General features: G+C 39.0%; 11 protein-coding genes and 1 tRNA gene. 3 read left to right on the forward strand and 9 right to left on the reverse strand.

Annotation, left to right across the window (positions count from 1 at the left end; translation table 11 throughout):
• Positions 1–42: 42 nt before the first annotated feature.
• Positions 43–115, forward strand: a tRNA-Gln gene (locus tag ACKP2L_RS08610).
• A gap of 47 nt (positions 116–162) precedes the next feature.
• Here the strand turns inward: ACKP2L_RS08610 and ACKP2L_RS08615 are convergent.
• From ACKP2L_RS08615 to ACKP2L_RS08625, 3 genes are all read right to left on the reverse strand, one after another.
• Positions 163–924, reverse strand: a complete 762-nt coding sequence (locus ACKP2L_RS08615) for an ABC transporter permease (protein WP_439425440.1) — start codon at positions 922–924, stop codon at positions 163–165.
• A complete protein-coding gene (locus ACKP2L_RS08620; protein WP_439425441.1) occupies positions 914–1,564 on the reverse strand; it encodes an ABC transporter ATP-binding protein in 651 nt (216 codons plus the stop codon). Before ACKP2L_RS08620 ends, ACKP2L_RS08615 begins: the two co-directional genes overlap by 11 nt.
• 150 nt (positions 1,565–1,714) lie before the next feature.
• Entirely contained in the window at positions 1,715–2,236 is a 522-nt protein-coding gene (locus ACKP2L_RS08625; RefSeq protein WP_439425442.1) for a phosphatidylglycerophosphatase A family protein, read from the reverse strand.
• A gap of 123 nt (positions 2,237–2,359) precedes the next feature.
• Between ACKP2L_RS08625 and ACKP2L_RS08630 the strand changes: the two genes are divergently transcribed.
• The gene (locus ACKP2L_RS08630) at positions 2,360–4,204 is read left to right on the forward strand and encodes an FAD/NAD(P)-binding protein (protein WP_439425443.1); all 1,845 of its coding nucleotides are present in this window, start codon (positions 2,360–2,362) and stop codon (positions 4,202–4,204) included.
• Between the two features lie 169 nt (positions 4,205–4,373).
• Here the strand turns inward: ACKP2L_RS08630 and ACKP2L_RS08635 are convergent, their stop codons facing one another.
• Together ACKP2L_RS08635 and ACKP2L_RS08640 are read right to left on the reverse strand one after the other, a co-directional pair.
• Positions 4,374–5,960, reverse strand: coding sequence for an ABC transporter ATP-binding protein (locus ACKP2L_RS08635; RefSeq protein ID WP_439425444.1), 1,587 nt, complete (start codon positions 5,958–5,960; stop codon positions 4,374–4,376).
• Complete coding sequence (locus tag ACKP2L_RS08640) at positions 5,944–6,420, reverse strand: hypothetical protein (protein WP_439425445.1); 477 nt, start codon at positions 6,418–6,420, stop codon at positions 5,944–5,946. Before ACKP2L_RS08640 ends, ACKP2L_RS08635 begins: the two co-directional genes overlap by 17 nt.
• 101 nt (positions 6,421–6,521) lie before the next feature.
• On the opposite strand from ACKP2L_RS08640, the gene ACKP2L_RS08645 reads away from it, so the two are divergent.
• Complete coding sequence (locus ACKP2L_RS08645; protein ID WP_439425446.1) at positions 6,522–7,385, forward strand: helix-turn-helix domain-containing protein; 864 nt, start codon at positions 6,522–6,524, stop codon at positions 7,383–7,385.
• Between the two features lie 944 nt (positions 7,386–8,329).
• Here the strand turns inward: ACKP2L_RS08645 and lepB are convergent.
• The 4 genes from lepB to rpmH are packed head-to-tail and all read right to left on the reverse strand — an operon-like array spanning position 8,330 to position 10,356.
• A complete protein-coding gene (lepB, locus tag ACKP2L_RS08650; RefSeq protein WP_439425447.1) occupies positions 8,330–8,947 on the reverse strand; it encodes a signal peptidase I in 618 nt (205 codons plus the stop codon).
• Positions 8,948–8,949: 2 nt separating this feature from the next.
• Positions 8,950–9,816 (reverse strand): YidC/Oxa1 family membrane protein insertase, encoded by an 867-nt coding sequence (locus tag ACKP2L_RS08655; protein ID WP_439425448.1) that lies wholly within the window; start codon positions 9,814–9,816, stop codon positions 8,950–8,952.
• Positions 9,809–10,171, reverse strand: coding sequence for a ribonuclease P protein component (gene rnpA, locus ACKP2L_RS08660; RefSeq protein ID WP_439425449.1), 363 nt, complete (start codon positions 10,169–10,171; stop codon positions 9,809–9,811). The genes ACKP2L_RS08655 and rnpA overlap by 8 nt, the downstream gene beginning before the upstream one ends.
• 50 nt (positions 10,172–10,221) lie before the next feature.
• The gene (rpmH, locus tag ACKP2L_RS08665) at positions 10,222–10,356 is read right to left on the reverse strand and encodes a 50S ribosomal protein L34 (protein WP_439425450.1); all 135 of its coding nucleotides are present in this window, start codon (positions 10,354–10,356) and stop codon (positions 10,222–10,224) included.
• Between the last annotated feature and the right edge of the window lie 458 nt (positions 10,357–10,814).

The raw sequence follows: 10,814 nt of genomic DNA on the forward strand, positions 1-10,814 counted from the left end.
TAAGTTTGATGATCATTCACAAATTTATTATCGTTATACTTCTGCCCCATAGCCAAGTCGGTAAGGCAGCGGTTTTTGGTACCGCCATGCGCTGGTTCGAGTCCAGCTGGGGCAAAAAAAGCATTCTTTATATTTAAAAGAGTGCTTTTTTTGTTTTTTAAATCAAATTAGTTGAAGATCTTTATTGAAATAGCTTTTATACGATAAATAGCATATAGAGATAGAGGATAGACCCGTTGCACTTAAAAGCATAAAGGCGACCATAATTTGATACATGATAGCTTTGGTTGGATCTATACCAGCAAATATCAAACCGGACATCATTCCCGGCAGACTAACGATCCCAACTGTTTTAGCTGAATCGATCGTAGGCGCCATACCGGTTTTTATCGATTCTCTTATTATTGAAATCGAAGATTGTTTTAAATCGGCACCAAGAGCTAATTTTTCCATGACTTGCTGTCTCTGGTCTCTAAAATTCGAGTACATATTGCGAAAACACAAACCTGCAGCAACCATTGAGTTACTAGCAACCATTCCACTAACCGTAATCATTTGAGCAGGGATAAATTTTATTGAACCTGAGATAACCAGCAGGCTCATAGTGACGGAAGTAGAAATGAAAATTGAGATAAAACTTATCCAAAAAGCATTTTTAACTTTTTTCGATCTCTTAGCAGCGTTCCAAGATGCATTAAAGATTATCAGCAGGACCATCACAACAGTAAAAATTGCATTGTTTACTTTGATTATATAAGTCAAAAGATAACCAACGATCGTTAACTGGATAATCGCTCTAATGACGCTTATAACCAAATCCTTTTCTAACGAAAGGTGCTGCTTAAGCGATATAAAGATCGCTATTAAGACCAAACTGGCAGCAAAAAATAAAGATAAAGGTGTAACTGTTAGGTTATTTTGCATTTTTTATTCTCCCATCAATAATTTCTAAAAGTTTATCGGCTGATTTTATTTCGTTTTCGTCGTGGGTCACCGACAAAATGGTTATTCCTTCGTTTTCATTAAAAGATCGGATGCTTTTATGAACTATATCTTTATTTAAAGTATCCAGTCCCGTAGTAACTTCATCTAGTAACAAAACTTCAGGTTTGTATATCAAACTCCTGATCAAAGATATTCGCTGTTTTTCGCCGCCAGAAACATCATTGATCGATTGATCAAGAATTTCTTTTTTTAAAGAAAATTCTGAAAGTAATTTTTCGATTTTTTCCATATCAACTTGTTGATTTCGTATTTGAAATGGGAAACTTAACGAATCGATGACCTTTTCTCCAAATAGTTGCGGCTGCTGAAAAAGATAAGAAACTTTTCTCCGATAATCTATTTTTGAATATTCTTCTATTTTTCTGCTTTTAAAAAGTAAAGTTCCGCTGCTTTTAGTTAAGAGAGTAGCCAATATTCTAAGAAAAGTACTTTTGCCGCTGCCACTGGGACCGGTAATCGTCAAAAACGCACCCTTTTCTATTTCGTAATTCAGATCGTTTAAAATAAGACGATCTTTTACTTTATAGGATAATTTTTTTAAAACAAAAATTTTTTCCATTATTACTAGCTTTCTATCAAATAAATAACAATCATTTAATTATAATCGCCTTTTTAATTTTAAAAAAGATATAAAAGAATAAATAAATATAATAAAAGCACCCGGAATTAGTCCGGGTGCTAACTAAAGATAATTTATATACATAAAAATTTATTTTTTTACAGGATCCTTTGCTGGAAATCCATTAGGATATTTTTGTGCCAAACGTGAACCTGCAGCAGCAGCGATACCGCCGACGATGTCATCGGCGAAAGTAGTCGTTACGTTTTCTTTGGTCTTACCTAATTTATCTATCTTTCCGATAATACCGGGCTTTATGTTATCAACATAGCCATATCCGGTAAATCCGATCGAACCAAAAGTAGAAGCGATCGCATTGCCTAACAATTCATCTACACCAAAAAGACCGAAATCTTCTTTAATAACACCTCGTAATGGCTCCTTAATGCGATTTTCTTCTGTCAAACGATCTAATTCAAGAGCGACCCAAACAACATGCTGAACCTCTCTTTTTTGTAAAACTCTTTTAACAGATGCTAAAGATATTTCTCGGTCTAACCCAGACAAAAATTTAGTTTGAAGTCTATATGTAATTTCCGCAATATCTTCTAAAGTAATTCCATGATCTTTTAAAATTTCTACCGTATTGTGATAATTAACATGTTCTGTCATGAAAACCTCCTTAAAACGTATCGTTGCTTGATATATTAAGCCATTAGCGAAATAAATTTTTTCAATAATATAATGGTAGTTATGAATATCGCTATAGTTGGAGCAGGTCCCAGGGGGCTTAGTTTGGCAAATAGAATAGCAGCACGTTTCTCTAAAACAGATAAGAATGTTTCTATTAAATTATTTGATCCGTATGGAGCTGGAGGAAGAGTCTGGAGTCCAGATATAAAAAATAACAGTCTGTTAGTAACTAATACAGTTGTCAGCCAAATAGACTTCTTTATAGATAAGTCGGTCAAAGACCCGGGACCCATTTTTAAAGGAAAAAACCTTTATGAATGGTTAAAAGACGATGCCGAGGAATATATAAAAAAACATGCTGCAAATAAAGATTATTTAAAAAAGATAAATGTCGAGCCTAATGATTACGTAGTACGAGGGCTAGTTGGCCTATATCAAGCGTGGTTCTATGATAACACTAAAATAAAATCAAGCAATAACGTTTTAATTGACTTAGAAAAAGAAGAAATTAAATCCATCGATAAAAAGGAAAATGGTTTCGAACTTTTTTTTGAGAACAAATCTAGAGAAAAAGAATTTTTTGATTTTGTCATCCTTGCTTTAGGTTTTGGCAATGACAAGTTAACTGATCAAGAAAAAACACTTTCTGATTTTGCCAATAGGCACGGTCTCATTTATAAAGCTCCTTTTCATCCTTCTCAAGTTGATTTATTAAAAGTACCTGCAAATAAGCCGATCATAATCCGTGGATTAGGTTTATCTTTTTTTGATTTTATGGCTTTGCTGACTGAGGGACGCGGCGGAGAATTCATTAAGAATAATGACCAGAAATTAATCTATAAAAAAAGCGGCAAAGAACCGATCATCTATGCAGGTTCTAGAAGCGGCATACCATTTCGTGCGCGAGGTCTGAACCAAAAGGAACCAAGTGAGCAGTATAAAGCGTTATTCTTCACTATTAAAAATTTAAAAAAGAAAGAAAATAAGAAGGGCAGTATCAGCTATCGAGATTTTTTCGACCTCTTTAATAAGGAAATTCAATATAAGTACTATCTTAATCTTTCAAACGATGAGGAATTCCAAAAAAAATTTGGTAAAATCGGTAAGCAGCTAGTTGAATCATTGGTATCGCAACCGATCGATTCCTTTCCTCAGACAGCAAAAAAATTCCAAATACCCAACGAATATATATGGGATTGGAAAAAAATACTTGATCCGGTCAATGAGCAAAAAATAAATAAAGAAGATTTTCAAAAGTGGCTTCTAAAATATTTAAATTACGAAATAATAGATGCAAAAAAAGGAAATAAGGATGCTCCGTTAGCTGGTGCATTTGATATTTTGCGTGATTGCAGAGAAACCATCAGAAGTATCATCGAGAATGATTATTTTGCTGCTGAAGATTTTAAAAAATTTCTAAAACAGTTCAGCCATATAAGCAGTTTTCTAAGCGTCGGCCCTCCACTTGTCAGAATCGAACAGCTTAAGGCTCTTATGGAAGCTGGTGTGGTAAAAATATTAGGGCCAGAAATAAAAGTAGAAAACAGTCCAAGAAAAAAATGCTTCTTTGCCACTAGTATATTTAAAGAAAAGATATACAGCGAAACCTTGTTAGAAGCACGCTTGCCAAAAATAGATCTATCTCTTTTTGACGGCGATCTAAGAGAAAATCTAAAAAAACGCGGTTGGTTCAGAAAAACAGTGATCAAAAAAAGTAACGGCAACGAAGGTTTGATTTTAGACGGTGTTTTAATAAACAAAAGAAATTTTCAAGTGATCGATAAAAACGGACAAGAAATATCTGGACTATATTCATTTGGCATTCCACACGAGCCGCTTATTTGGTTTACAACGATCCTGCCCCGTCAAGGTGTCAATACGATAATCCAAAAAGAATCGGCCAAGATATCAAGGGATATTTTTAAAAAAACAATAATGGATAGTTAACGCTTTTTGTTTCACGTGAAACTTAGCATTTTTAAATTAATAAAAGTTTCACGTGAAACTTTTTAAGCTGACAAACATTAATTTATCGGCTTTTTGTTTTGAAGCAGCACTGATTCGGTACACTTCAGCGCCTTTTCATTCTGGTGGCACATCGAGTAGGCCTTCAAGCTTAGCCAAGTTCAAGGACATCTGTCAACCTCTCTTTCGTCTTTTCCGTTAATGTGTGTGTGATCATAATGACAGTAAGATCCTGGTTATCAAGCAGAGTATCTTCAATCTGCTGAGCACTTTCTGCATCGATGCCCGCCGTCATTTCATCAAGGATCAGGATTGGTTTGTCAAAAGTTAAGGCGCGAGCCAGAGCCAACTTTTGTCGTTGTCCGCCGGAGAAGTTTTGGCCATGTTCCTTGATGTTAGCATCTAAGCTCGTAAAGGTGTCGATACCGAGGAAAGAGACAGCTTGCTTGAGAAGGGATTTGGTACGATTGACGCCGAGAGTGATGTTTTCTTCCACAGATTCGTTGAAGAGATAAGGCTTTTGATCGACAAGTTCGATGGTCCCGTTCAAGCTAGGGGTAGTCATGGTCTTAAGTTCACGGTCGTCAACGTTGATGGCGCCATTGTAATTGTTGAGGCGACCAGAGATTAAGTTGATCAGCGTGGACTTCCCGGTGCCAGACTTGCCAACGATGGCATACTTGCCTCCTTTTTCGAAGCGATAAGAGAGGTCGTTTATGACAGGATTCTTTGAGTCGTTGTAGGCGAAGGTCAGATGATCTAATGTTAGTGCCGTATTGAAGGTGGAGGCGGTCGGTTCGGTTGCGGCTGGGGCGGGCTTGATGTCCTTTTCTAAGAGAGCTTCAACGGACTTAGACTGAAAGAGACCAGAGATGACACTTGATAGTTGACTGAATACGTTGCCAGACAGCTGGCCGCTACTTGAGATGACCCCGATGGAGAAGTAGCCTTTGAGAACCATATAGCAAGTAATCGCCATAGTTAACATCTGAGCGATTACGCTAGCACCACCGATGATGACTTCGACCAGGCCGGTATGCCGAGTGTATGCGACCTGCTCCGCACCCTGATCATCAGAGGCCACTACGACCTTTTGGGTCAGTACAGTGCCGATGTTGTGAGCAAAGAAGACAGAGAAGCCAGAGATGACGTCTTCAAGGCGGCCGAGGAGCTTAGAGTTGGCGTCGGCTAGGCGTTTGGTCTCGCGCTGCATAATCCCACCAAAGAGGTTTGGCAGCAGAAGCGTCAGACCGCCAAGTGCAACGGTGGACACGGCCAGGATCCAGTGGTAGGTGAACAGTGCGACTGCCGAGAAGATAAGCGCCGTGGCACTCCCGTACAGGGAGAAGAAGTTATTCAGGCCATTGGTGGCAATACTGTTGACGTCGTTAGTGAGCCAGGAAACGTATTCGTTATGGTCAATTTTTTGGTAGTCAGGCAATGAAACTGCATTCAGACCGTCAACGATACGTGCACGAAGTTGGTTGTTGATGCGACGAACAACTTGTGCTTGCAGGATTGAAGCGATGTAGTTGGAAATAAGTGTAACGGCCCAAAAGGCGACAGCAATCAAAAGCCAGTTCATGACCGCGGAGAGGCTCTTGGCAATCAGGGCGTTTGTGATATGGGCCAGCGACATTGCACTGCCGACGCTCGAAAGCGATTGAATCGTCAGCATGAGGAGCGTGAGAAAGGTGAGAAATTTCTGGTGAGCGAGAAGCTTAAGGGTGGATTCCATGGGATAATTTCCTTTCGAGTTGGGCTTTGGATTGAAGTACTGTCGATAGATGCAGATAGAAATACAGAATGCCTGGGGTGCCATCGTTGAAGGCTCCAAAGCGGGGCCTTAGGGCTGCATCAACATAGAGCCTGTCCGTTAAGATGTAGGGGCCATGTTCGTCCTGAAGCAACCTATAGAGATCGCGGGTGATAAGGGAGAATTGTTGGTCATCCCAAGGGTAAACTGTGATGAGCTTACCTGATGAAATCCTCGATGCCTGCTTGCCTAACATAATAGGAAGTTGCTCGGAAAGTGTGTATTTGAATGGAATCTGATGATTATAACAATAACGTGCGACACGCTTTAGCACTTTCCGGTAATTATCATAGAATGTAGAGATGTGAATTTTCCAACCCTGGTCGGGAAGTGTCGAAACTGCCCCGGGTGTGAAATATTTAAAGCTGAACAATGTATCCATGATTAACACTCCTTTTTTGAATCACTTAGTTGTTGATCTTAGTTTATGTGCTAAGATGACAAACAAGAAAAACGTGTCATATATGAAATGTGGAGGCTATTATGAAAGATTTTGGCGAAATAATTTCTGATTTCCGAGAAAACAAGGGAATGAGTCAGGCCGCGCTGGCCAGAGGCATCCTCTCAAACGCCCAACTATCAAAGTTTGAGCGCGGGGTCTCGAGCTTGACAGTAGAAAAATTTTATCTGCTGCTTGATCGGCTGAGTATTACCCCAAACGAGTTTGCGCAAGCATTGGATGATGAACAGCTCGGCTATCAACGCGATCTGCTTCAACGTATCTCAAAAGCTGTCATAACGGAAAATATGGCTCAGGCTAAGTTGGTCAAGGCTGATGCCTATGCACATTACCAGGAAGATCCAACGATTTACAACCAGCTTTTCTTGATCATGATGAAGTCGATGATACATGACCTGGATGGCGATGAGCCCACAAAAGAAGAACTGGCACTGTTGAGTGATTACCTGTTTAAGGTTGAAGAGTGGACAGGCTTTGAGCTGTTAGTCTACGGCAATTCAATGAGCGTGATGAAACTCGATACCATTAATACTTTATCGCGCGAGTTAATTGTGCGAACAGACCAGGCGCGCGAAGTCAGCAATAACTTCCAGCTGATCATTAGCCTTTTATACAATACAGTACTCATGAATCTGGATGCGGGTGATTTAAAGAGCGCCAACAAGATTTTACGCGTCATGCGTAACACAGAGATTGATGAGACCAAGCTTCCAGAACGCTTCATGGTGCGCCTGGCCCAGGCGATCACCAGTTATTATGGTGACCCTACTGAAAAAAATCGAAGGGATACTGACCAGCTGATCGACGTGTTACGAGTACTTGGCTGTGATGATTTATTTGTTGCCTACAAGAAACAATTCGAAGCTTTCATAAATGAAACGAAATAAGCCAATTCAATGGACCTTGCTAGTATGAGCAACATAGGGAACGCGAAAGCAACCTTGGCAGACTTCTTGGAGATGGGGGCAATATCCCTCGATGGAGGAGAGCATGTTACCAAACAAACGGCCAACCGTCGTTGAGTTTTTTCTACTAATCATACTTGCAGCTGCAGAGATTAAAAAAAACTGTCTAAAGGAGTGATCAACGTGAACACAGAAATCCTAAAATTACAGGTAGTTGAGACAAACACCGCTATATCCTTAGCGGATAGAATCACGATTTTCTGCAAGTTAGCCGTTAGCAAGTAAGCCCTGAAATATCTACAGAAGGTCGAACCAGCAGGTGTCGTTACGTTTTGGTGCAAGGTTAACGCCTAAGGATATTGATTTAGAAATATTAGAAGGAAATAGCAAAAACGAGATGGATACTAAGACCATCTCGTTTTTTTCTTCCCATAGTCAAGCACTAATGCCAAGATAATGGAATTTTGTTTAGGCAGGAGTCAAGGATTAGCTGTGCCGCACAGTGAGGAAGCTAGGAAGAGGAATTTTTCTCAATGTTCTTATGGGTTTTGGGTAATCCAAACAGACCTAAGTCTTTTCTATTCTTGAACTAGGGGTTTACACTATTTACGTAGTCAGCTGACTTGGTGCTTGACGCCGTATTCATACATCTAACTCGTAGTCACGAGACGGTTAATCGTTCGTAGTAGGGACCCATCGCGGCGACGGCAACTTTCGCTGTGCAAACGGATTTACCGTTGACCTGGGGAAGTTGATTTTTTCGTCTTTGATAGTAGTCGTTGATGTGATTGGGATGCCATGGCGCCGTACTGCGATGTTGCTGATGGCGGAAAAATGTCGCTAAATCGCTATTCTTGTTTCAATCACAGGATAGGATTGGTTTCACGTGAAACAAAAAAAGTTCTGTAAAAAGATCAAGCAGGTAATTAATTATAAAAATGTTTCCACTCGCTATTTATAGCAGTTCTATCTTTTTCCCAAGGAAAAACTAGAGCGGCTCCAACAACGTGTTTTTTATCAATGAAACCAAAATAGCGACTATCTTCAGATCTAGCGCGATTATCACCGAGAACAAAATAGCAATCATTAGGTACTTTCACCGCGTTACCGTCGATCCAATGAGACTTGCCGGATACAAAAAGCGATCCAGCAGATGATAAACTTTTAAGATCCCAATCTCCGGTCCCTGTTGTTCGATTATAAAAAGAAATATAATTCTGGTTTATCTGATGGCCGTTTACGTATATAAGACCATTTTCAGCTCTTATTTCATCACCCGAAACAGCTATAACTCTTTTAACATAATCTTTTTCACCAGCTTGGATACCGGGATCTTCACGGCGTGCATCAAAAACAACTACCGAACCGCGTCTTATTTTGGCCGGTTTAAAGACCCATATCCGCTGTCCATTGTGAAGATTATCCATCATTGAATCACCATTGACTGTTACTGGAACCAATATAAATAGTTGAATCAAATAAGCAACTATAAGTCCAATAAAAACAGGTAGCGACCAAGAAAAAATAGTTTTGATAAGGCGCATTTTTATTTCCTTTTTTTACGAGCTTTTTTAAGAGTTTTTCTTATAGCCTTTTTTCTATCAGCTTCGGCCTTGGCTTCTGCTCTTCTTTCAGCCCGTGCTTTGAATGGATTCTGCAAGATAAAAGTTTGGACCAACTGAAAGGCATTGGTAGTCGTCCAATAAAGAGAAATAGCTGCTGGAAAAGCTAAAGCGGGAAAGAAGATCAAAATAGGAAATATATAAGGCATGGCTTTAGCAAAGCCCGGCTGGGAATTTCCCATTGCCATAGTACTCATCCACGAACTTAAGAAGGTAAAAAGAGCAGCGAGAAAAGGCAATACGTAATAAGGATCAGTTTGTCCCAATTGAAGCCACAAAAGAGAACCAGTCCTTAAAATAGAAGTTGATTGGATAGCCTGAAAAAGTGCCCAAATAACAGGAAGCTGGATCAGTAACGGGAGCATCGAGGAATACGGATTTACTCCAGCCGCCTTATAAACAGCTGATGTTTCGGCCTGCATATTCATCATCGAATCACGGTCTCTTTTTCCACGATACTTATCCTGGATTTTTTTGATTTGAGGTGTGACCTTTGCCATATTTTTCTGCGAACCCATAGCGTAAACCATAAGAGGCAGGATCAAAAAACGTATGAGGACGGTAAAAATAATTATTCCAAAAGCATAAGAATTTCCAAATATCCTCGATACACCAAGAATAGAGTTAGCAAAAAAGCCAGCAATAACACCAAAGATCCCATGATAATCAGAGGAATTATTGTTAGGAACGAAAGCAAAAAGAATAATAACTACCAAAGATGCGATCGCGGTAATAATTGAAGGCCATCCAGCCTGTTGCCAAAAACCTTTTTTCTTAGTTTTATTATTCATCTATAGTACCTGCCTGTTTTAATATGTGAACGATCTGCTCAATAAAGAACTCTTGTTTGTGTCCTTTGATCGATGGTCTAGCAATGACAACATAATCATAGTCTTGTCTTATTCTTCCGGAAATACAATTAAAAGATTCTCTGATCTGCCTTTTTATAGAAACTCGGTCATGTGCCTTGCCAATTTTTTTTGAAACTGACAAACCTATTCGCCAATGCTTAAGCATTTCTTTGATTTGCTCTGGCTGACTATCTATGTATACAACAAAATAGCGATTTGCAAAAGATTGATGATGATTAAAAATCCTGGAAAAATCGCTATTTTTTTTAATTCGAAAAACTTTTTTCGTTCCCATTATTTACTTTAAATTCAAATAAAAATAAAAAAGTCGCCTAAGCGACAAAATCAAGCTGCCAAGACCTTGCGGCCCTTTGCTCTGCGGCGTGCAATTACTTTGCGGCCATTTGCTGTGCTCATTCGCTTGCGAAAACCATGAACCCGCTGCAAATGACGCTTTTTAGGTTGATAAGTTCTTTTCATTTTCTACTCCATATATATATGTTTATCGATAAGGATAAGCAAAGTTACTGTATTATGCTACCACAGCATTATATGAAAACTCAAGTAGAAAAAAATCTTTAAAAAAATTAGTTTTCCACATAACCACGTAGCGTGGTGTGGATTTGTTTAAAAGAAATTAAGTTAAATCTGAGGTTATACAAGCTTTTCCACTAATTGACTACATTTCCACAGGATGTTAATAAAATTCAAAGAAATATATGTGTAAACTGTGGATAACTGGTTGAAATGTGGATAAATAAGGTTTTGGTGGAAAACTCTCATTGTGGAAAAGTATTAAAAAAGTGGAAAGACGGAGAAAAACGCACAGGTTTGGGGATAAATTTATCACCATGATGTGAATATGTCAGAAAGTTATGTTAACAGCCTGTTGAAAATCACAGCCTGTTCCCGTTTAATTAGACTAGTTGATAAATATT

The organism is Oenococcus alcoholitolerans (assembly GCF_051852995.1).
Lineage (GTDB): Bacteria > Bacillota > Bacilli > Lactobacillales > Lactobacillaceae > Oenococcus > Oenococcus alcoholitolerans.